Annotated in this window: 21 protein-coding genes; 18 read left to right on the top strand and 3 right to left on the bottom strand. The window is 42.2% G+C overall.

Translation table 11 applies throughout. The annotated features are described in order from the left end of the window. Nucleotides 1-28: 28 nt before the first annotated feature. Together arsC and A3I9_RS0110035 are read left to right on the top strand one after the other, a co-directional pair. Entirely contained in the window at nucleotides 29-436 is a 408-nt protein-coding gene (arsC, locus tag A3I9_RS0110040) for an arsenate reductase (glutaredoxin) (protein ID WP_018378900.1), read from the top strand. Nucleotides 437-479: 43 nt separating this feature from the next. Beyond that, nucleotides 480-1,520, top strand: a complete 1,041-nt coding sequence (locus A3I9_RS0110035; RefSeq protein WP_018378899.1) for an LLM class flavin-dependent oxidoreductase — start codon at nucleotides 480-482, stop codon at nucleotides 1,518-1,520. A gap of 155 nt (nucleotides 1,521-1,675) precedes the next feature. On the opposite strand, the gene A3I9_RS0110030 is transcribed toward A3I9_RS0110035, so the two are convergent. Beyond that, the gene (locus tag A3I9_RS0110030; RefSeq protein ID WP_018378898.1) at nucleotides 1,676-2,335 is read right to left on the bottom strand and encodes an MIP/aquaporin family protein; all 660 of its coding nucleotides are present in this window, start codon (nucleotides 2,333-2,335) and stop codon (nucleotides 1,676-1,678) included. Between the two features lie 270 nt (nucleotides 2,336-2,605). Here A3I9_RS0110030 and pnp point away from each other — a divergent pair, with 270 nt between their 5' ends. The 5 genes from pnp to A3I9_RS0110005 all read left to right on the top strand — a co-directional run bounded on the left by pnp (nucleotide 2,606) and on the right by A3I9_RS0110005 (nucleotide 7,512). Further along, complete coding sequence (gene pnp, locus A3I9_RS0110025) at nucleotides 2,606-4,822, top strand: polyribonucleotide nucleotidyltransferase (protein ID WP_018378897.1); 2,217 nt, start codon at nucleotides 2,606-2,608, stop codon at nucleotides 4,820-4,822. Nucleotides 4,823-4,875: 53 nt separating this feature from the next. After that, nucleotides 4,876-5,499 carry a serine O-acetyltransferase gene (cysE, locus tag A3I9_RS0110020; protein WP_018378896.1) on the top strand — a complete coding sequence of 208 codons (624 nt, stop codon included), beginning with the start codon at nucleotides 4,876-4,878 and terminating at the stop codon, nucleotides 5,497-5,499. Between the two features lie 12 nt (nucleotides 5,500-5,511). Continuing rightward, nucleotides 5,512-5,694 (top strand): hypothetical protein, encoded by a 183-nt coding sequence (locus A3I9_RS0110015; RefSeq protein WP_018378895.1) that lies wholly within the window; start codon nucleotides 5,512-5,514, stop codon nucleotides 5,692-5,694. Between the two features lie 83 nt (nucleotides 5,695-5,777). Further along, on the top strand, nucleotides 5,778-7,124 hold the full coding sequence (cysS, locus tag A3I9_RS0110010; protein WP_018378894.1) for a cysteine--tRNA ligase: 1,347 nt from the start codon (nucleotides 5,778-5,780) through the stop codon (nucleotides 7,122-7,124). Next, nucleotides 7,117-7,512 (top strand): Mini-ribonuclease 3, encoded by a 396-nt coding sequence (locus A3I9_RS0110005; protein WP_018378893.1) that lies wholly within the window; start codon nucleotides 7,117-7,119, stop codon nucleotides 7,510-7,512. Before cysS ends, A3I9_RS0110005 begins: the two co-directional genes overlap by 8 nt. Nucleotides 7,513-7,579: 67 nt before the next feature. Here A3I9_RS0110005 and A3I9_RS0110000 read toward each other — a convergent pair whose 3' ends face one another. Beyond that, a complete protein-coding gene (locus A3I9_RS0110000; RefSeq protein WP_018378892.1) occupies nucleotides 7,580-8,359 on the bottom strand; it encodes a glycyl-radical enzyme activating protein in 780 nt (259 codons plus the stop codon). A 127-nt stretch (nucleotides 8,360-8,486) separates the two neighbouring features. On the opposite strand from A3I9_RS0110000, the gene A3I9_RS0109995 reads away from it, so the two are divergent. The 8 genes from A3I9_RS0109995 (at nucleotide 8,487) to A3I9_RS0109960 (ending at nucleotide 17,026) form a co-directional block, all read left to right on the top strand. Next, nucleotides 8,487-9,224: a DeoR/GlpR family DNA-binding transcription regulator gene (locus A3I9_RS0109995; RefSeq protein WP_018378891.1), complete on the top strand. Its 738-nt coding sequence runs from the start codon at nucleotides 8,487-8,489 to the stop codon at nucleotides 9,222-9,224. Between the two features lie 14 nt (nucleotides 9,225-9,238). Beyond that, nucleotides 9,239-10,222 carry a sugar-binding transcriptional regulator gene (locus tag A3I9_RS0109990; protein WP_018378890.1) on the top strand — a complete coding sequence of 328 codons (984 nt, stop codon included), beginning with the start codon at nucleotides 9,239-9,241 and terminating at the stop codon, nucleotides 10,220-10,222. A 252-nt stretch (nucleotides 10,223-10,474) separates the two neighbouring features. Continuing rightward, entirely contained in the window at nucleotides 10,475-10,795 is a 321-nt protein-coding gene (locus A3I9_RS0109985; protein ID WP_018378889.1) for a PTS lactose/cellobiose transporter subunit IIA, read from the top strand. Between the two features lie 65 nt (nucleotides 10,796-10,860). Then, a complete protein-coding gene (locus tag A3I9_RS0109980; RefSeq protein ID WP_018378888.1) occupies nucleotides 10,861-11,166 on the top strand; it encodes a PTS sugar transporter subunit IIB in 306 nt (101 codons plus the stop codon). A gap of 18 nt (nucleotides 11,167-11,184) precedes the next feature. Continuing rightward, nucleotides 11,185-12,477, top strand: coding sequence for a PTS sugar transporter subunit IIC (locus A3I9_RS0109975; protein ID WP_018378887.1), 1,293 nt, complete (start codon nucleotides 11,185-11,187; stop codon nucleotides 12,475-12,477). Nucleotides 12,478-12,744: 267 nt separating this feature from the next. Further along, entirely contained in the window at nucleotides 12,745-15,201 is a 2,457-nt protein-coding gene (locus tag A3I9_RS0109970) for a glycyl radical protein (RefSeq protein WP_018378886.1), read from the top strand. Nucleotides 15,202-15,212: 11 nt separating this feature from the next. After that, on the top strand, nucleotides 15,213-15,881 hold the full coding sequence (locus A3I9_RS0109965) for a fructose-6-phosphate aldolase (RefSeq protein ID WP_018378885.1): 669 nt from the start codon (nucleotides 15,213-15,215) through the stop codon (nucleotides 15,879-15,881). An 80-nt stretch (nucleotides 15,882-15,961) separates the two neighbouring features. Further along, complete coding sequence (locus A3I9_RS0109960) at nucleotides 15,962-17,026, top strand: iron-containing alcohol dehydrogenase (protein WP_018378884.1); 1,065 nt, start codon at nucleotides 15,962-15,964, stop codon at nucleotides 17,024-17,026. A gap of 143 nt (nucleotides 17,027-17,169) precedes the next feature. On the opposite strand, the gene A3I9_RS0109955 is transcribed toward A3I9_RS0109960, so the two are convergent. After that, nucleotides 17,170-18,126, bottom strand: a complete 957-nt coding sequence (locus tag A3I9_RS0109955; protein WP_018378883.1) for an aromatic acid exporter family protein — start codon at nucleotides 18,124-18,126, stop codon at nucleotides 17,170-17,172. Between the two features lie 129 nt (nucleotides 18,127-18,255). Between A3I9_RS0109955 and rlmB the strand changes: the two genes are divergently transcribed. The 3 genes from rlmB to A3I9_RS0109940 all read left to right on the top strand — a co-directional run bounded on the left by rlmB (nucleotide 18,256) and on the right by A3I9_RS0109940 (nucleotide 20,484). Then, on the top strand, nucleotides 18,256-19,011 hold the full coding sequence (gene rlmB / locus A3I9_RS0109950) for a 23S rRNA (guanosine(2251)-2'-O)-methyltransferase RlmB (protein ID WP_018378882.1): 756 nt from the start codon (nucleotides 18,256-18,258) through the stop codon (nucleotides 19,009-19,011). Between the two features lie 17 nt (nucleotides 19,012-19,028). After that, on the top strand, nucleotides 19,029-19,541 hold the full coding sequence (locus A3I9_RS0109945; protein ID WP_018378881.1) for an NYN domain-containing protein: 513 nt from the start codon (nucleotides 19,029-19,031) through the stop codon (nucleotides 19,539-19,541). Between the two features lie 82 nt (nucleotides 19,542-19,623). After that, nucleotides 19,624-20,484 (top strand): DegV family protein, encoded by an 861-nt coding sequence (locus tag A3I9_RS0109940; RefSeq protein ID WP_026217434.1) that lies wholly within the window; start codon nucleotides 19,624-19,626, stop codon nucleotides 20,482-20,484. Nucleotides 20,485-20,494: the final 10 nt, after the last annotated feature.

Below are 20,494 nucleotides of genomic sequence, written 5' to 3'. Positions count from 1 at the left end.
CATAGAAAATCATTTGATGGAGGTGTTTATGGAAGACGTTATTATTTACCACAATCCAAATTGTGCAACATCACGAAATGTATTGGCTATGATTCGACAAGTAGGGATTGAACCAACCATCATTGAGTATTTGCAGACCCCACCTACTGAGGAAACATTGAAGGCATTATTAGCTCAGATGCAGATGTCTGCAAGGGAACTACTACGGACCAATGTACCGGAATTTGACAAGCATGGACTAGCAGATGTCCATAAGACCGAGCAAGAAATTATGGATGCCATGATACAGGATCCGATTCTTATAAACCGTCCTGTTGTGGTGACTGAAAAAGGAACCGCTTTATGCCGTCCTTCGGAGGTTGTGCTCAGTATTTTACCGATACCTCTTAGGGAAGCATTTGTCAAAGAAGATGGAGAGGTAGTGTCTCCAAATTAGGGACATACGGATGTCGTAGCTGAAATAGAAAGTAGGAATAGAAATGAAAGTATCCGTTTTGAATCTTGTTCAATTGCGAGAAGGACAAAGTTATAAAGATGCGATAGACGATATGGTGGTACTTGCCAAGCAAGTCGAGAAACTAGGTTATGAGCGTTACTGGATTGCAGAGCATCACAACATGAAGACGGTTGCCTCCAGTGCAACGGACTTGTTGATGGAGCACGCTCTTGCCAACACTTCTAAAATTCGGGTTGGGTCAGGTGGTGTAATGTTGCCAAATCACGCTCCTTATATAGTGGCAGAGCGGTATGGCACCTTGGAAGTCCTGTATCCAAATCGCGTGGATCTTGGCCTAGGTCGTGCACCAGGAACAGATGGGCAAACAGCGCGTGCGATTCGTCGAACAGAGAATTTATATCCTGATTTTGCAGCAGATTTGGCTGAATTACGTGGTTATTTTGAGGACACTCACCCTGTACACGCTTATCCTGCAGCGGGTTTGGATATTCCTTTTTACATCTTAGGTTCAAGTACGGATAGTGCCTATCTAGCAGCAGAATTGGGATTACCCTATGTGTTTGCCTCACATTTTGCACCAGCAATGCTGGAAGAAGCAGTTGCGATTTATCGACGAAATTTTAAACCATCAAAACATTTGGAGCGCCCTTACGTTATGGTAGGAGCTAATGCCATTTTAGCAACATCAAATGAAGAGGCTGTGACATTAAAAAATAGCTTGATTCAAATGTTCTTAAACATTGTCTCTGGTAATCAAGCAGGTCTTCAACCCCCTAAAGAGAGTGAAGAAGAGGTTTGGAAAGACTATGTGCAAACGAATAAGGTCCCTCACTTTGGTCCAATTGCTTTTGAGAGAGAAGATCTTCTTTATCGTGAAAAGGCAGTGATGCAAAATATGTCCGCTATGTCTCTTGTTGGCGATAAGAAAAACGTTCGTCAGCAACTGATAGAGTTGAAACAAAAAGTAGATGTTGATGAACTCATTGTAACAGGCTATATCTATGATCACGTGGCTCAACTAAAATCTTTTGAGTTACTTGCTGAAGTTGTGAGTGAGTTGTAACAAAACTTGTTTTCCACTTTAAAATAAATGTCCCTTCATGAGTGGAAAACAATAGACGACACAAAAAAACGAACAAGACGAACGCTTCTGGAAACAGAAAACATGTCTTGTTCGTTTTATTTTTTAGAGAGGATGTGAATCCAATCAGTTAGACTTTATTCAGCTTCAGTGCCAATCAAGTGTTTTGCAACAAGGGCAGCAAGGATACCACCAACAATAGGTGCTGTCAAGAAGACCCATACTTGGCTTAACACTTCTCCACCAACGAAGAGAGCAGGTGCTAGACTACGAGCTGGGTTGACAGAAAGACCAGTTACATTTAAACCAACCAAAATCATAGCTGTTAATGTCAAACCAATGACTAGACCAGCAATTTTACCATTTCCTTTGCTTTCAGAAGTGATTGTCATGATGACCAAGATAAAGATAAAGCTGGCAATGACTTCAAAGAGGAAGGCGCCTGCAGCAGATACAGTAGAGAAACCATTCGCTCCAAGTCCACTTTCAGCTCCGCCAGCCAAGAAGAAGACAGCTGCAGAAGCTACAATAGCACCTACGACTTGTGCCGCGATATAGCAAGCCAATTCTTTTGCGTTCATGCGTTTGTTCACAAACATTGCAATCGAAACAGCTGGGTTTAAGTGAGCACCAGAGATGGCACCGATTGAGTAAGCAGCTGCGACAATAGATAAACCAAAGGCAAAGGCGATACCAAGGTGACCAAGACCTTCAGTCCCGTTCCCAAAAACAACAGATCCTGTCCCAACAAAGACAAGGACGAATGTACCGATCAATTCGGCAATAAATTTTTTCATTAGAAAACCTCCATTTCTTTCCCATTCTATACCATTTCTACCAGAACATCAAGGAAGTGAACTCGGAAGATGATTGGGAGGTACAAAAAATGGCAAAAAAATGTGAAAAGATTTCCTTTCTCCTGATTTTGAATGCTGTCCTTTTAAGAAAAATATGGTAGAATAAAAGACGGTACGTCGTTTTATGCAAAGACGAGTTTGTTGAAGAAAACAGATTGGTTTTTGTAGAAAACAAACGTATCGAAATGAATAATTTTAGAGGAGTCTGATATGACGAAACAAGTATTTGAAACGGTCTTTGCTGGTCGTAAATTGGTCGTTGAAACAGGACAAGTTGCCAAGCAAGCCAATGGTGCGGTAGTGGTTCGCTATGGTGATTCAACTGTTCTCACAGCGGCTGTGATGTCGAAAAAAATGGCGACAGGTGATTTTTTCCCATTGCAAGTCAATTATGAAGAAAAGATGTATGCGGCAGGGAAATTCCCAGGTGGCTGGTTGAAACGGGAAGGTCGTCCGTCAACAGATGCGACCTTGACAGCACGTTTGATTGACCGTCCGATCCGCCCAATGTTCGCTGAAGGCTTCCGCAATGAAGTCCAAGTCATTAACACGGTGCTTTCGTATGATGAAAATGCGAGTGCTCCAATGGCAGCTATGTTTGGTAGCTCATTGGCCCTTGCGATTTCAGATATTCCATTCAACGGACCAATCGCTGGTGTGCAAGTGGGATATGTGGATGGCGAACTCATCATCAACCCAGATAAGGCTCAACAAGAAGCTTCACTCTTGGAATTGACAGTTGCTGGTAACAAAGATGCCATTAACATGGTTGAATCTGGCGCTAAAGAATTGTCAGAAGAAATGATGTTGGAAGCTCTCTTGAAAGGTCATGCAGAAATCCAAAAATTATTGGAATTCCAAAATGAAATCGTCTCAGCTGTCGGCAAGGAAAAAGCCGATGTTGAATTGCTTCAAGTAGATGCTGACTTGCAGGCAGAAATCGTCGCAGCCTACAATGACGATTTGAAAGCCGCTGTTCAAGTGGAAGAAAAATTAGCGCGTGAAGATGCGACCAATGCGGTGCGTGAGCGCGTGATTGCAGACTACGAAGCAAAATTTGAAGGTCACGAAGAATTTGACCGCATCATGCGTGATGTTCATGAAATCCTTGAATTGATGGAGCACGCAGAAGTGCGTCGTCTGATTACAGAAGACAAGGTTCGACCTGATGGTCGTCGTGTCGATGAGATTCGTCCATTGGCGGCAGAAGTAGACTTCTTGCCAAAAGTACATGGCTCAGGTCTCTTTACACGTGGTCAAACCCAAGCCTTGTCTGTATTGACACTTGCTCCAATGAGCGACACGCAAATCATCGATGGCTTGGATGATGAGTATAAGAAACGCTTCTTGCATCATTACAACTTCCCACAATACTCCGTTGGTTCAACAGGTCGTTACGGTGCGCCAGGTCGTCGCGAAATCGGTCACGGTGCCCTTGGTGAACGTGCGCTTGAGCAAGTATTGCCAAGTTTGGAAGAATTTCCATACGCTATCCGTTTGGTAGCGGAAGTCTTAGAATCAAATGGTTCATCTTCGCAGGCTTCTATCACCGCTGGCACTCTTGCCCTCATGGCAGGTGGTGTGCCAATTAAGGCGCCCGTTGCTGGTATTGCCATGGGTCTGATTTCAGATGGGACAAACTACACTGTCTTGACAGATATCCAAGGGTTGGAAGACCACTTTGGCGATATGGACTTCAAAGTAGCAGGGACTCGTGAAGGGATTACGGCCCTTCAAATGGATATCAAGATTGATGGTATTACGCCACAAATCTTGGAAGAAGCTCTTGCTCAAGCCAAGAAAGCTCGCTTTGAAATCTTGGATGTGATTCATGAAGCTATTCCAGAAGTGCGTCCTGATTTGGCACCAACTGCACCAAAAATTGACACCATCAAGATTGATGTAGACAAGATTAAGATTGTCATCGGTAAGGGTGGCGAAACCATTGATAAAATTATCGAAGAGACTGGCGTGAAAATTGATATTGATGAAGATGGTACAGTAGCTATTTACTCTAGCGACCGTGACGCGATTGAGCGCACAAAAGAAATCATCGCAGGCTTAGTCCGTGAAGCAAAAGTTGGTGAAGTCTACAAGGCAAAAGTTGTGCGCATTGAAAAATTCGGTGCCTTTGTCAATCTCTTTGACAAAACAGATGCCCTTGTTCATATCTCTGAAATGGCTTGGACGCGGACAAATCGTGTTGAAGACTTAGTTGAAATCGGTGATGAAGTCGATGTCAAAGTCATGAAAATTGACGAAAAAGGCCGTGTAGATGCTTCAATGAAAGCCTTACTTCCAAAACCAGAAGGATTGGCAGAAGGCAAGAAAGAACATTCTGACCGTCCACGCCGTCATCATGACAAACGTGAGAAAAAGGATTCTGCTGGATTTGGCGAATTTAAATTCCACAAAGTAGAGAAATAAGAAGAGAAAGACAAGTTCGATATGGACTTGTTTTCTCACTAAGGAGAGGAAATATGGGTTGGTGGAAGGATACCATTAACATCGTAAAAGAGAACGACCCAGCTGCACGTAGTACCCTGGAAGTGTTGTTGACTTATCCAGGTGTTAAAGCCTTGGCGGCACATCGTTTGTCTCATTTTCTTTGGAAACATAATTTGAAACTCTTGGCACGCATGCATAGTCAGTTCTGGCGTTTCTGGACCCAGATTGAGATTCATCCAGGAGCTGAAATTGCTAGCGGTGTCTTTATTGACCACGGAGCTGGCTTGGTGATTGGGGAGACAGCGATTGTTGAAAAAGGGGTCATGCTTTATCACGGTGTTACCTTGGGCGGAACAGGAAAAGATTGTGGCAAACGCCATCCAACTGTTCGTGAAGGAGCCTTGATTTCAGCTCATGCACAGGTCATTGGTCCTATCGAAATTGGTCATCATTCTAAAGTGGGAGCAGCTGCGGTTGTCGTATCCGATGTGCCTCCGGAAGTGACGGTTGTTGGCATACCTGCCAAAGTTGTTCGTGTGCATGGCAAAAAGGATGACTTGGTCATCCACCAGATTGAGGAGGAACGTGAAAGTCGTTATTACACCTCAAAATTGGAACAATTACGTGAAGAAAGTTTGCACTCGTCGCATTTGTAGGAGAAAGATAGTATGCTAACATTTATCAAACATTATTGGCCACACTTGCTTACGATAATCGGTGGGCTAGGCTTATCAACGAATTATTTCGTTGCTGGAAAAACTTGGATGGGATTGATTTGGCTGATAGTTGCCATGGTTTACTCTGTCCGCCTCTATCAGCAATACCAACGTGACCAAAAGAAAAAAGAGTAAAAGAAAGAATGCCCCTCGTATCGTTGTGCGAGGGTTTCTTTGTGGTATAATAGAGGCATTAGATTGATGAAAAGAGTATGCGTATGACGATTAAAATTTATGATACCATGACCCGTAGCTTGCGTGATTTTGTGCCTTTAGAAGAAGGCAAGGTCAAGATGTATGTCTGCGGTCCAACGGTGTATAACTATATCCATGTGGGAAATGGGCGGAGTGCAGTGGCTTTTGACACCATCCGTCGTTATCTGGAATACCGTGGTTTTGATGTGACCTATGTGTCTAACTTCACCGATGTGGATGATAAAATTATCCATGGTGCATCTATAGAAGGCATGACCACCAAGGATTTTTCAGATAAGTACATTGCAGCCTTTATGGAAGATACAGCTGCGCTTGGTATCAAGCCTGCCACTAAAAATCCTCGTGTCATTGATTACATGGATGAAATCATTGCCTTTGTGGCTGACCTTATGGAAAAAGGCTTCGCTTATGAGTCCGAAGGGGATGTCTATTTTCGTGTGGAAAAATCTGTGGATTACGCTAAGTTAGCCAATAAAACCCTCGATGATTTGGTTTTAGGAGCCAGTGGTCGTACCGATGAAGAAACATCTCGTAAGGAAAATCCTGTGGACTTTGCCCTTTGGAAATCGGCTAAACCAGGTGAAGTCTCTTGGGAAAGTCCTTGGGGAGCAGGTCGTCCAGGTTGGCATATTGAATGCTCGGTTATGGCGACAGAATTGCTTGGTGACACTATCGATATCCATGGTGGAGGGGCCGATCTCGAATTCCCACACCACACTAATGAAATCGCCCAGTCAGAGGCTAAAACAGGTCACAAATTTGTTAATTATTGGATGCACAATGGCTTTGTCAATGTGGACAATGAAAAAATGTCAAAATCCCTTGGCAACTTTATCACCGTACACGATGCACTGAAAACTGTTGATGGACAGGTCTTGCGCTTTTTCCTTGCCACACAGCAATACCGTAAACCAATTAACTTTACTGAAAAAGCTATTCATGATGCTCAGACCAATCTGAAATACCTAAAAAACACCTATGAACAACCTTTCACAGGCGAAGTAAGTAGTGACGAATTAGCTGGGTTTGTGAATCGTTTCCAAGAAGCTATGGATGAAGATTTCAACACTGCAAATGGGATTACCGTCATCTTTGAAATGGCCAAGTGGATTAATTCGGGCAACTATGATGAAACGGTCAAGGCTGCATTAACCAAGATGTTGGAAGTCTTTGGGATTGTCTTTAAAGAAGAAGTTTTGGATGCAGACATTGAACGCTTGATTGAAGAACGTCAAACAGCGCGTGCTAGTCGTGATTTTGCGACAGCAGATCGCATTCGGGATGAATTGGCAGCACAAGGAATTAAACTCCTCGACACTAAAGATGGTGTGAGGTGGACACGTGACTAAGCTAGATGTCAACCTCATCAATGGAATTGCTCTTGCTTTTGAAGGAGATGCGGTGTATTCCTTGTACATTCGTCGTCACCTCATTTTTCAAGGGCAGACCAAACCCAATCAATTGCACCGTCTAGCGACGCATTATGTTTCGGCGAAGGCGCAGGCGATGCTCATTACAAAAATGTTAGAAGCGCAGCTATTGACCGAAAAAGAAGAAGAAATCTACAAGCGTGGACGTAACGCTAACACGAACACCAAGGCCAAAAATACGGACATTATCACCTACAAGATGTCAACTGGTTTTGAAGCTGTGATGGGTTACCTTCACATGACGGAGCAAATCGAACGCATGGAAGAGCTGATTAATTGGTGTATTGAGACGGTAGAAAAGGTCTAATCATCCTTATGAAAACAGCACTGGTCATTTCAGTGCTGTTTTTTCAATATGAGCGGCGTTATGGATGCTAGAAATAACAATTAATATTGTGTTGTAAAAATACCTCTTGGTAGTCTACTAAATCTTCTGGATGGTATGCTTGTACCTCTGACATGGTGTAATTTCTGTCCAATAATGCATATTTGTTTTCACCAAATTGATGAAATGGGAGAAGTTGAACCGTGTCAATCGAAAGCTTATTAAATAATTCTGAAAAGGCCTTTGCATCTTTTAGACGATCATTAAAATGAGGAATAACAGGAATACGCAAGACGATTGTTTTTTGTTGGCTGAAAGCATAATGAATATTTTGGATAATGACATTATTATTGACACCTGTTACCTTACGGTGTTGCAATTGGTTATAATGTTTCAAATCTGTGTAAATAAAGTCCACATACTCGATGAGCTTGGCAAAGTCTTCGTGTTTTGCAAAAGCCGTTGTTTCAATAGCAGTATGGAGATTGTGTCTCTTTGCTTCTTTTAAAATAGCGAGTGCAAAGTCAAATTGCGCAAAAATTTCACCTCCTGATAAGGTCATACCGCCACCAGATTCTTCGTAGAAATCTCGATCCTTTAAAACCTCTTCCATAATCTCTTCAACGGTGCGCGTTTCTCCAATCGTTTCAGTCGCACCGTTCAATTGATTGAGCATCGGCTCTGGAGCTTTCTTTTGGGATTCAGGATTGGCACACCAAGGACAACGCAAAGGGCAGCCTTTTAAAAAGACAGTTGTCCGAATCCCGGGTCCATCATGGATACTGAAGTGTTGAATATTAAAGATAATTCCAGACTGTGTATTGGTCATCATTTCTGTCCTTTTTCTCTTTTTGTGATTAGTGTACCACACTTACGAAACTTTTTCAATTACGAACGTAATGCTGTTTACTTTTTAAACAATTTATTCTATGATAGTATCAGTAAAGAGGTAAATTATGGAACGATTAGAAAAAATTATTCAATTGGTTAGTCAGGAAAAACGTATCGATGTTAATACCCTATCTGAGCTAGTGCAGGTCTCAAAGGTGACGGTACGTAAGGACCTTGATAAACTGGAAAGCAAGGGATTGTTGCGGAGGGAGCATGGTTATGCTGTGTTAAATAGCGGAGATGACTTGAATGTGCGCCTTTCGTATCACTACAATTTGAAAAAGCGAATTGCCCAGAAGGCGCTAGAGCTGGTTCAGGACAACGACACTATTATGATTGAGTCGGGGTCGACTTGCGCTCTATTGGCAGAAGCTATCTGTCAACAGCGTCGGAATGTGACCATTATTACGAATTCTTGTTTTATTGCGAATTACCTTCGTCAATATGATTCATGTAGTGTCTTTTTATTGGGAGGAGAATACCAAAATAATTCAGAAGTAACGGTTGGTCCCTTATTGAAAGAAATGATCCAATTGTTTCATGTTCAAAAGCTCTTTGTGGGAACAGATGGATTTTCTAAAGAGGGTGGATTCATGTGTAAAGATTTGATGCGGGGTGAGGTGGTAAATTGCATGGCAGCTCATGCAGATGACTTAATTATCTTGACAGACTCTTCTAAGTTCCAAAAATTGAGTCTTGTTCATCAATTCTCGCTAGACCAAGTTTCGTATGTGATTTCAGATCAAGATGTCCCTGATGAAGTGAAACACCAACTTGCTGAAAAATTAGTACAAGTATCTTGATAGCGGTGTGGGATATGAATACTGAGAAAAAGAGAGTATTAGCAAAAGTAGCCTATCTTTATTATATTGAAGGGAAAAATCAGGCCCAAATTTCTGAAGAAATGGGGATTTATCGGACCACTGTGAGTCGGATGTTGGAACGGGCTAAAAAAGATGGGATTGTTCAGATATCGATTAAAGAATTTGATGCCGAATTATTTGCCTTGGAAGAATATTTGCGTCAGAAATACAAGCTAAAAAAAGTTGAATTAGTGGATATTCCAGAAGGTGTATCGATAGACGAAGGCTTAGATAGACTTGCCAATACTGCAGCAGAATTAGTCAAGAGTACAGTCCGATCAGGAGATGTCATTGGCCTGTCTTGGGGCTCTACATTAAGCAAAACAATTGATAAAATTGGGACGAAGACCTTGGAAGATATCATGATCTGCCCGCTTGATGGGGGACCTAGTCATATTAATGTTCGTTTTCATGTGAATAGCCTTGTTTATCGATTATCCCAATCTTTTCACGCAAAAATGCTGTTCATTAATTCAATCGTGATTCAAGAAAGTCAACTGTTAGCAAACGGTATTTACCAGTCCAAGTATTTTGAAAAGTTACGAGAATATTGGAAGAAAATTGATGTTGCCATTATTGGAATCGGTGGCGAGCCTGTTCGGTCAGCAGATAGTCAGTGGCGTGATTTACTGACGGAGTCAGATTATCAAGTGTTAGCCGATACACATGCGGTCGGAGAAATCTGTTGTCGTTTCTTTGATGCGGATGGAAACCCTGTTCATCAGGGGCTGCAAGATCGGACGATTGGGATTTCGTTACATGATTTTGTGAACATTCCTAAGATTATCGGTATTGCATTTGGGGAGCAAAAAGCGGCCGCTATCTTAGCTGCCATCCGACAGGGCTATGTCAATCACTTGGTGACAGATAAGCGAACAGCTTTGAAGGTATTGGCTTTAGATCAGGATAAGTTTCTTCTAGGAATGAACGATGAATAGTGTATAACAAATTGCCTACGGTAGAACCGTGGGCAATTTTTGTATCTAATAGCTGTTTCTTCTGTTGCACAGAAAAAATATAAAATTGCACAAAAGTGCTAAAAAAAAGAAAGAGCGACAAAATATTGAAAACGCTTGCTTCGAGTGGTATAGTAATAATGTCAAACGAAATCGATTTGTTTACGAACAAAAGAAAAAAGAGTCTGACTAGCTCATCAGGCTCGTAAAATAAAGAAAGATTGGAGAACAAGGATGGAAATCATTGTAGCAGATCAAATCATCATGGGCTTGATTTTAAATGCTGGTGATGCGAAACAGCATATCTATCAAGCGCTGAAATTTGCGAAAGAAGGGGACTTTGACAGAAGTAAGGCAGAAGTTCAATTAGCAGACAAGGCACTGATTGAAGCACATAACCTACAGACAAAGTTCTTGGCACAGGAGGCTGGGGGGACAAAAACGGAGATTACAGCTCTTTTTGTTCACTCACAAGACCATTTAATGACGACGATTACAGAGATTAATTTGATTAAGGAAATCATTGATTTACGTAAGGAATTACAGGCAAGTTAAGGATACACCAGTATCTTCAAATAGATGAAACCATTATCACATACGAATAAAAAAGGAGAAGTCATATGATTAAAATTGGATTGTTTTGTGCTGCAGGATTTTCAACTGGAATGTTGGTGAATAACATGAAGGTGGCAGCTGAGAAAAAAGGGATTGAAGCCAGTATCGATGCGTATTCTCAAGGAAATTTATCAGATCATGTTGGAGACTTGAATGTTGCTCTTTTAGGACCACAGGTTGCCTATACCTTGGATCAATCAGAAGCTATCTGTAAAGAACATGGCGTGCCAATTGCTGTGATTCCGATGGCAGACTATGGCATGCTGGATGGTGAAAAAGTGCTGAATTTGGCACTTAGCTTGCTTGCATAATAGAAGGAGAGGGTTGACATGGCACAATTTAATTCTCAAAAAATTATTACACCCATTATGAAATTTGTGAATATGAGAGGCATCATTGCGCTCAAGGATGGGATGTTGGCGATTCTACCATTGACAGTTGTTGGAAGTTTGTTCCTTATTTTAGGGCAACTGCCATTTGAAGGACTGAATCACGCCATTGCAGGTATTTTTGGAGCAGAATGGACAGAGCCATTCATGCAAGTGTACTCAGGGACCTTTGCGATTATGGGCTTGATTTCCTGTTTTTCAATTGGTTATGCTTATGCGAAAAATAGTGGTGTTGAACCATTGCCAGCTGGCGTTTTGTCCCTGTCATCATTTTTCATCTTGCTGAGATCTTCTTATATTCCTGCTCAAGGAGAACCGATTGGTGATGCCATTGCAAAGGTTTGGTTTGGAGGACAAGGAATTATCGGTGCTATTCTGATTGGTTTGTCAGTAGGTGCTATTTATACTTGGTTTATTCAACACCATATTGTGATTAAGATGCCTGACCAAGTGCCACAAGCCATCTCAAGACAATTTGAAGCCATGATTCCTGCCTTTGTTATCTTTTTGTTATCAATGATTTTGTATATTATCGCAAAAGTCGCTACAGGCGGAACCTTCATTGAAATGATTTACGACATTATTCAAGTGCCGTTGCAAGGTTTGACAGGCTCCCTCTATGGTGCAATTGGAATTGCCTTCTTTATTTCCTTCTTGTGGTGGTTTGGCGTTCATGGACAATCCGTAGTAAATGGAATTGTAACAGCTTTACTCTTATCAAATTTGGATGCTAATAAAGCCTTGTTATCTGCTGGAAAATTATCTTTAGACAATGGTGCGCATATTGTAACCCAACAATTCTTAGATAGTTTCTTAATTTTGTCAGGATCAGGTATCACTTTTGGTTTGGTTGTTGCGATGATGTTTGCAGCGAAATCAAAACAGTATAAGGCGCTCGGTAAAGTTGCAGCCTTTCCAGCACTCTTTAATGTCAATGAGCCTGTTGTGTTTGGATTCCCAATTGTAATGAATCCTGTCATGTTCTTGCCGTTCATTTTAGTACCAATTCTTGCAGCGCTGATTGTTTATGGTTCGATTGCAATTGGCTTTATGCAGCCATTCTCTGGTGTGACTCTTCCGTGGAGTACACCGGCTATTATCTCAGGATTTATGGTAGGTGGTTGGCAAGGTGCAGTTGTGCAAATCATTGTTCTTACAGTATCCACAGCTGTCTACTTCCCATTCTTTAAGATTCAAGATAACATTGCGTTAAAGGCAGAACAAGCATCCTAATGGACAGTTTTGCTAGCATGAAAGGTTCGTAACTGGTGTGACGTAACAGAAAAAGGGATTGGTATTGTATGGCCAAATCCCTTTTATTGATAAACAGAGATTGTTTCGAAATCTATTTTTTGAAAAAAGAAGGAGGAAATGCACAAATGTGCAATTTTTGAATTGCTTTTGAGCAGATGAGAATTGCCTTGTTTTTTGAACAGAATCATGGTATTATGTTTACGAAAGAAGCGAATATAATTTCAAACGAAACAAAAGGAGGCTGTCATGACAGTTCAACGTTTAACACAATACTATACAAACGATGTTCAGCAAAATTCGCAAAAACATTTTGGTTACTTAACCGAACGCATGTATGCTTACCGTGATAAGGTCTTGGATAAAAAACCTTATATTGATGCAGAACGTGCCATTTTAGCGACGGAAAGCTACCGTCAGCATCAAGAAAAACCAAACGTCTTGAAACGTGCCTATATGCTTCAAAATATTTTGGAAAAAATGTCACTATACATTGATGACGAAACCATGATTGTCGGAAATCAAGCCTCGTCTGACAAGGATGCCCCCATCTTCCCTGAATATACGCTTGAGTTTGTCCTCAACGAATTGGATCTTTTCGAAAAACGTGATGGTGATGTCTTCTATATTACAGAAGAAACCAAAGAGCGGTTGCGCGAGATTGCCCCTTTCTGGGAAAACGACAACCTGCGTGCGCGTGCAGGTGCCATGCTCCCTGAGGAAGTGTCTGTCTACATGGAGACAGGTTTCTTCGGTATGGAAGGAAAGATGAACTCAGGAGATGCTCACTTAGCAGTTAATTACCAAAAACTGCTTGAGTTTGGTCTGATTGGGTTTGAAGAACGCACTCGTGAAGCGAAGGCAAATCTGGATTTGACAGATCCTGCAAGTATTGATAAATATCATTTTTATGATTCGATTTTGATTACGATTGATGCGGTGAAGACCTATGCTAATCGCTTCGTTCAATTAGCCAAGGAAATGGCAGAGACAGCTACAGCGAAACGCCAGAAAGAATTGTTAGAAATAGCGGCTATCTGTGAACGCGTGCCATACTATCCTGCACGAACATTTGCGGAAGCCGTTCAATCCGTGTGGTTCATCCAGTGTATTCTCCAGATTGAGTCAAATGGGCATTCATTGTCTTATGGTCGTTTTGACCAATATATGTATCCATATGTGAAGGCTGATTTGGAAGCAGGTCGTGAAACAGAAGATTCAATTGTAGAGCGGTTGACCAACCTGTGGATTAAAACCATTACGATTAATAAGGTGCGTAGTCAGGCCCATACCTTCTCATCTGCAGGAAGTCCTCTTTACCAAAATGTGACGATTGGTGGGCAAACGCGTGATAAGAAAGATGCGGTTAATCCATTATCCTTCTTGGTATTAAAATCTGTAGCGCAAACGCATTTGCCCCAACCAAACTTAACTGTTCGCTACCATGCAGGTCTGGATCCTGAATTTATGAATGAAGCGATTGAAGTCATGAAACTTGGATTTGGGATGCCAGCCTTTAACAACGATGAAGTGATTATCCCATCCTTTATTGCAAAAGGTGTCGCAGAAGATGACGCTTTCGATTATTCAGCGATTGGCTGCGTAGAAACAGCGGTTCCAGGGAAATGGGGTTATCGTTGCACAGGCATGAGTTACATCAACTTCCCTAAAATTTTGCTGATTACGATGAATGATGGCATTGACCCAGCATCTGGCAAGCGGTTCACACCGGGCTATGGCCATTTCAAAGATATGAAGAGCTACGCAGAGCTCAAAGAAGCATGGGATAAAAATCTTCGTTACCTCACACGCATGAGTGTTATTGTGGAAAATGCCATTGACATCAGTCTTGAACGTGAAGTGCCAGATATTCTTTGCTCTGCTCTTACAGACGATTGTATCGGTCGGGGTAAGCATTTGAAAGAAGGCGGAGCGGTTTATGATTACATTTCTGGCTTGCAGGTCGGTATTGCCAACCTTTCTGACTCTCTGGCTGCGCTCAAAAAATTAGTCTTTGAGGAAAGACGTCTCACCACCGATGAATTGTGGGAAGCACTACAAAGTGACTATGCGGGTGAGCGTGGTGAAGAAATTCGTCAAATGCTCATTAGTGATGCACCAAAATACGGAAATGACGATGATTATGCAGACAGTCTTGTACGCGAGTGCTACGATGTCTATGTTGATGAAATCGCCAAATATCCAAATACCCGTTATGGTCGTGGTCCAATTGGAGGTATTCGCTATTCAGGAACCTCTTCTATCTCAGCCAATGTTGGTCAAGGTCGTGGTACCCTAGCAACACCAGATGGTCGTCATGCAGGAACACCGCTAGCTGAAGGTTGTTCACCATCACATAATATGGATAAAAAAGGTCCGACTTCGGTATTGAAATCCGTTTCTAAACTACCAACAGAAGAAATTGTCGGTGGAGTCCTACTCAATCAAAAAGTGAACCCACAGACCCTTGCCAAAGAAGAAGATAAACAAAAACTCATTGCTCTTCTTAGAACCTTCTTCAATCGACTACACGGCTATCACATCCAATACAATGTGGTGTCTCGTGAGACCTTGATTGATGCACAAAAACATCCTGAAAAACACCGTGATTTGATTGTACGTGTTGCTGGTTACTCTGCCTTCTTCAATGTGCTTTCAAAAGCGACTCAGGATGATATTATTGCCCGTACAGAGCATGCCCTTTAGGAGAATAGAGGATGGAATTTTTACTTGATACCTTAAATTTAGAAGATATTAAAAAATGGCATCACATTTTGCCACTTGCTGGGGTCACTTCAAATCCAAGCATTGCGAAAAAAGAAGGAGAAATTGATTTCTTCCAACGAATTCGTGATGTGCGTGAAGTGATTGGTATGGAAGCAACGTTACATGTGCAGGTTGTTGCCAAAGATTATGAAGGCATCTTAGTAGATGCGGCTAAAATTCGTGAACAAACGGATGAGCAAGTTTATATCAAAGTTCCTGTAACGCCAGCTGGCTTGGCTGCCATTAAAACCTTAAAAGCAGAAGGTTACAATGTGACTGCGACAGCAATTTATACGACCATGCAGGGATTGCTGGCTATCAGTGCAGGTGCGGATTATCTTGCTCCATACTACAATCGTATGGAAAATCTGAATATTAATCCTGAGCAGGTGATTCACGAACTGGCTCTAGCGATTGAGCGTACGAATGCTTCTAGCAAGATTTTAGCTGCAAGCTTTAAAAATGCTTCACAAGTGACGAAAGCTTTAGCACAAGGCGCCCAGTCCATTACAGCAGGAGCAGATGTCTTTGAAGCTGTGTTCGCTATGCCATCTATTGAGAAAGCTGTCGATGATTTTGCGGCGGATTGGAGAATGTGCCAGCATAAAGATAGGTTATAACAGAAGTATCCTCAATTGGCAAGAACCAGTTGAGGATATTTTTCATATTTATTTGTGAAAAAACACACAGGAGGTTGGAGATGAGAGAGTTTGTGAGTCCGTCTCGTTATATTCAAGGGGAGAATGTTTTGTTTACCAGTGCGAAGACAATTTTGAGCTTGGGGAATCGCCCTGTTTTACTCTGTGACGAAGAGGTGTATCCAGTTGTTGGTAAAAGGTGGCGGGACTATTTGCAGCGATATGGATTGTTAGTGACGGTAGGGCAATTTTATGGAGAGGCTGCTTGGAAAGAAATTGATTGTATCGTAGCTCTTGCAGAGGCAAGTGATGTGGTCATTGGCATCGGTGGGGAAAAGGTGATTGACACAGCTAAATCAATTGCAGATCTTTTTAATCTTCCAGTTGTGGTCGCCCCAACGATTGCCTCAGCTACTACGGTAACCAAAATAGCTTCAATTTTCTGCTCTAATGAAGGAAATTATGACCAGACATCATGTTTCAGCAAGGTCCCCGAGATCGTCTTGGTGGACACGAAGGTCATTTGCCGTGCGCCGAAGCAGTCATTTGTTTCTGGTATCGTAGGTGCCCTAGCAAATAGTCTAGGAGGGCAAGTGCCAAACCAGTTGGGAGGAACGGAAGTGGACAAAAGTTTCCGAATACTCCTTTCTAGCTGTCTTGCCCAAGCTTGCTCTGAGACTATCTTTAATGAAGGGGTGCAGGCTTTGGTTGATTGTGAACGACAAGCACGAACCCCTGCTTTAGAGAACATTATAGAAGCCAGTATTCTAAGTGGTTTAGTAAGCGAACAGACACGGATCATACCTGCCTATAGCATACAGCGGATTATTAGAAAGCAGACTCAGCCGCTATGCCAATTAGATTCTGTTGCCTCGTTGGCCTTTGCGACAGTCGTTCAGTTGCTTTTGGAACATAAACCGAGTGAGGTTGGTGAAACATATCTCGCGTTGTATCAACAAATGGGGGTGTTTGATGGGTGGGAGAGTTTGCCAATCAACGCTATTCCGTATGAAGAATGGATTCAAGATGGAGATGTTTGTGACCAATTAAAGGCTGCTGTTTCTCCAAAAGAATTCGTTAACACACTGCAGGAGGTAGATGCATTGGTCAAACAGTATTCGTTTTAAAAAAAAGCAGGAGGAAGTTGAATAGGGAAATCTGATTTCCGCTTCAAGTGCTAGCTAGAAATGAGAAAAGTCGCTAGAATGTCCTTTTCTAGCGACTTTATCATATGTTGTCAGTGATGGAGCATCTTTCGATACTAAAAAACTTATTCTTCGTGGTATTCTTGATAGAAATTCACTTTCAATTGAATAAAAGCTTCCATATCGTGGAGGAGTTGAAAGAGTGTGGCCCGCGTTTCAAATTCTTGTCGTGATTGGGGGAGGGGTCGTTCTCGGAAGGTTTCGTGGAAGAGTTCGATATCAAGCAACAATTCATGTCCTGGATTTTCCCTACTTAATTGCTGAGCTGTTCGTTCAAAGAGGCTGGCCAGGATGACACTTTCTCGACTCTCTAATTGACAGCGATTGATATTCTGTGCCATGCTGCGTAAGATTTTATTTTGTGCCATCCGCATTTCAAAGTAATGGACTTGGTAATTGGTTTGGTTGAATACTTGATTGTGGCGGTCAAGATAGACAACTGCTAAGGCTTCCTGCAAGACTTGGTCTAGCTGATTGATGAGTGTAGCTTCGTTTCGGCCATCCCCATTGAGCAAGAATGACTCAAAGCGGAGCAAAATCTGCTTGAGCAGGTCCTTGACTTCTTCGTGGTAGGCAAGGATTTTTTTCTCTTGAGACGGCATATAGAGATTAAAGAGGAGAGCGAGGCCAGCTCCGATGAGAAAGAGCGCTAGCTCATTTCCCAAAAATGCAAGACTAATATTTTTTTCAAGGAGGAGATGGGTGACAAGGACGGTTGAGGGAGCAATACCAGCTTCCCATTTGAAATGATAAGCGGATGGGACATAGAAGGCCATATAAATGACTAAGGTCCATAATGCATAGCCAAAAAAGCGGAAAGTCAACCAGGCGATGGCAAGCGCTAAAAGAGTAGAAAAGAGGCGATTGATGGCCATTTTTAGAGACGATTTCCGAGTATCTAAGACACTCAAAATTGCAATAATTCCTGCTGAGGTTGCATAGGCCAAGCCAAGCCAGTTTGCCAGATATGTTGCTAGGACAGTTGCCAAGATGAGTTTAATCGTTCGTTGAAAAAGAGGCATGGATGTTCCTTTCGAGAAGTAATGAAGCTATTGTAACATAAAAATGAGTGAATGGGGTCTGTTCTGAATTGCTGAAAGAAAAGTGGGTAAAAAGGGAATTGTGAGCTAGTTTCATGGTATAATAGAGCCATGAAAACAAGAGTAAGAAAAACAAACCTTGAGTCATCAGACATCGTCTATGGTGTTCATGCTGTAACAGAAAGTTTGCAGGCCCACACAGGTAACAAGCTTTACATTCAGGATGACTTGCGTGGGAAAAATGTGGATAAGATAAAGGCACTAGCTACAGAGAAAAAGGTGTCTATCTCATGGACACCTAAAAAAACGCTGAATGAGATGACCGATAATGGCATCCACCAAGGCTTCGTCCTTCGCGTATCGGAATTTGCCTATGCAGAATTATCGACGATTTTAGAAAAAGCAGAGCAGGAAGATAATCCACTTGTGCTAATTTTGGATGGTTTGACCGATCCCCATAACCTTGGCTCTATTTTGCGAACAGCTGATGCGACAAAAGTAGCTGGTGTCATTATCCCCAAACACCGTGCAGTTGGCGTGACACCTGTTGTTGCCAAAACCTCGACAGGCGCGGTAGAACACGTTCCGATTGCCCGTGTGACCAATCTCAGCCAAACGCTAGATAAGTTAAAAGAAGAGGGGTTTTGGATTTTCGGAACAGATATGAACGGCACGCCAAGCCACAAGTGGAATACTGCTGGCAAGCTCGCCCTCATCATCGGAAATGAAGGTAAAGGCATTTCTGCCAATATTAAAAAGCAGGTGGATGAGATGATTACTATTCCGATGGATGGGCATGTACAGAGCCTCAATGCCAGCGTCGCAGCAGCTATTCTCATGTACGAAGTCTTCCGAAATAAATTATAAAAGAAGAAAGGACAATCATGAAGAAGAAAATTCTCCTTGTAGACGGGTACAATATGATTGCCTTTTGGCAGGAAACCCGTCAGCTTTTTAAGAAAAATCAATTGGATGAAGCACGTAATATCCTCCTGCGTAAGCTCAATAACTATGCTCATTTTGAAAATATTGAAGTGACCTGTGTTTTTGATGCTCAATTCGTGCCAGGAGTTCGGCAGCGTTATGACCAATATAAGGTAGAAGTCATTTTTACCGAGGAAGAAGAAACAGCTGATGCCTATATTGAGCGTATGGCTGTCGAGTTAAATACCGCCATTCATTTGGTGGAGGTGGCGACTAGCGATCTTAATGAGCAATGGGCAGTTTTTTCGCAAGGAGCTCTTCGTGTCCCTGCTAGAGAGTTGGAAAAACGGGTTAACAGCACCAAATCTGAACTGGATAAATTGTCTCAAACCATGGACCTATACAAGCCTCGCCTTCGTCCTTGGGATGAGGGGCAATTGTCTCAATTACAAGATCTATTAGATGAATTATAAAACGAAATTCGCTTTTTGCGAATTTTTTTGGTATAATAAAAAAGATTTGATATTCAAAATAGTTGAAAGTATGAGGAAAAAAATGAGTTTTAAATTGATGACGGACTCGACAGCAGATTTAAACGAAGAATGGGCAACAGAACATGATGTCGAAATTTTAGGCTTGCACATCACCTTAGATGGAATCGTCTATGAGACAGTAGGTGAAAATCGTCTGACCAGTGAGGTCTTGTTAGAACAGATGAAGCAAGGCAGTCAACCAACCACCAGTCAAATCAATGTGGGGCAGTTTGAAGAAGCCTTTCGTTGCCATGCCAAAGCTGGGGAAGATGTGCTTTATCTAGCTTTTTCATCCGTTCTTTCAGGTACTTATCAGAGTGCTGTCATGGCGCGTGATATGGTGCTGGAAGAATTTCCAGAAGCTGTCATTGAGATTGTCGATACTCTAGCGGCGGCTGGTGGAGAAGGGTACCTTTCTATCTTGGCAGCAGAGGCGCGTGATGAAGGGCAAACGTTAGCAGAAACCAAGGCTATGATTGAGGAGGTTTTACCTCGTTTACGGACCTATTTCCTAGTGGATGACCTTTATCATTTGATGCGAGGCGGTCGTCTATCAAAAAGCTCTGCTATTTTAGGGACACTCGTGAATATTAAACCTCTCTTATCTATCAATGCGGAAGGGAAACTGGTGCCGATTGCCAAAGTTCGCGGTCGAAAAAAGGCAATGAAAGAAATGTTGGCGAAAGCAACTCAACATTTAGCAGCCAGCACAGCTGTTGTTGCTTATGCTAATGACTTGGCGGGCGCAGAAAGCCTTAAAGAGCAATTATTAGCGCAATCAAACATCGACAATGTCCTGATTCTTCCGCTGGGTCCCGTCATTGCCACCCATGTTGGACCAGATACGCTGGCAGTATTTACCGTGGGGAAAGAAGCAAGATAAACGAAAAGGC

The sequence above is a fragment of the Streptococcus ovis DSM 16829 genome (genome assembly GCF_000380125.1).
Taxonomy (GTDB): domain Bacteria; phylum Bacillota; class Bacilli; order Lactobacillales; family Streptococcaceae; genus Streptococcus; species Streptococcus ovis.
The sequence above is the reverse complement of the archived record's forward strand: the minus strand, read 5'-3'. Positions and strand labels throughout refer to the sequence as shown.

Coding starts and splice junctions, on each gene's coding strand:
- arsC (WP_018378900.1), top strand. CDS start 29: ATGGAAGACGTTATTATTTACCACAATCCAAATTGTGCAACATCACGA.
- A3I9_RS0110035 (WP_018378899.1), top strand. CDS start 480: ATGAAAGTATCCGTTTTGAATCTTGTTCAATTGCGAGAAGGACAAAGT.
- A3I9_RS0110030 (WP_018378898.1), bottom strand. CDS start 2,335: ATGAAAAAATTTATTGCCGAATTGATCGGTACATTCGTCCTTGTCTTT.
- pnp (WP_018378897.1), top strand. CDS start 2,606: ATGACGAAACAAGTATTTGAAACGGTCTTTGCTGGTCGTAAATTGGTC.
- cysE (WP_018378896.1), top strand. CDS start 4,876: ATGGGTTGGTGGAAGGATACCATTAACATCGTAAAAGAGAACGACCCA.
- A3I9_RS0110015 (WP_018378895.1), top strand. CDS start 5,512: ATGCTAACATTTATCAAACATTATTGGCCACACTTGCTTACGATAATC.
- cysS (WP_018378894.1), top strand. CDS start 5,778: ATGACGATTAAAATTTATGATACCATGACCCGTAGCTTGCGTGATTTT.
- A3I9_RS0110000 (WP_018378892.1), bottom strand. CDS start 8,359: ATGACCAATACACAGTCTGGAATTATCTTTAATATTCAACACTTCAGT.
- A3I9_RS0109995 (WP_018378891.1), top strand. CDS start 8,487: ATGGAACGATTAGAAAAAATTATTCAATTGGTTAGTCAGGAAAAACGT.
- A3I9_RS0109990 (WP_018378890.1), top strand. CDS start 9,239: ATGAATACTGAGAAAAAGAGAGTATTAGCAAAAGTAGCCTATCTTTAT.
- A3I9_RS0109985 (WP_018378889.1), top strand. CDS start 10,475: ATGGAAATCATTGTAGCAGATCAAATCATCATGGGCTTGATTTTAAAT.
- A3I9_RS0109980 (WP_018378888.1), top strand. CDS start 10,861: ATGATTAAAATTGGATTGTTTTGTGCTGCAGGATTTTCAACTGGAATG.
- A3I9_RS0109975 (WP_018378887.1), top strand. CDS start 11,185: ATGGCACAATTTAATTCTCAAAAAATTATTACACCCATTATGAAATTT.
- A3I9_RS0109970 (WP_018378886.1), top strand. CDS start 12,745: ATGACAGTTCAACGTTTAACACAATACTATACAAACGATGTTCAGCAA.
- A3I9_RS0109965 (WP_018378885.1), top strand. CDS start 15,213: ATGGAATTTTTACTTGATACCTTAAATTTAGAAGATATTAAAAAATGG.
- A3I9_RS0109960 (WP_018378884.1), top strand. CDS start 15,962: ATGAGAGAGTTTGTGAGTCCGTCTCGTTATATTCAAGGGGAGAATGTT.
- A3I9_RS0109955 (WP_018378883.1), bottom strand. CDS start 18,126: ATGCCTCTTTTTCAACGAACGATTAAACTCATCTTGGCAACTGTCCTA.
- rlmB (WP_018378882.1), top strand. CDS start 18,256: ATGAAAACAAGAGTAAGAAAAACAAACCTTGAGTCATCAGACATCGTC.
- A3I9_RS0109945 (WP_018378881.1), top strand. CDS start 19,029: ATGAAGAAGAAAATTCTCCTTGTAGACGGGTACAATATGATTGCCTTT.
- A3I9_RS0109940 (WP_026217434.1), top strand. CDS start 19,624: ATGAGTTTTAAATTGATGACGGACTCGACAGCAGATTTAAACGAAGAA.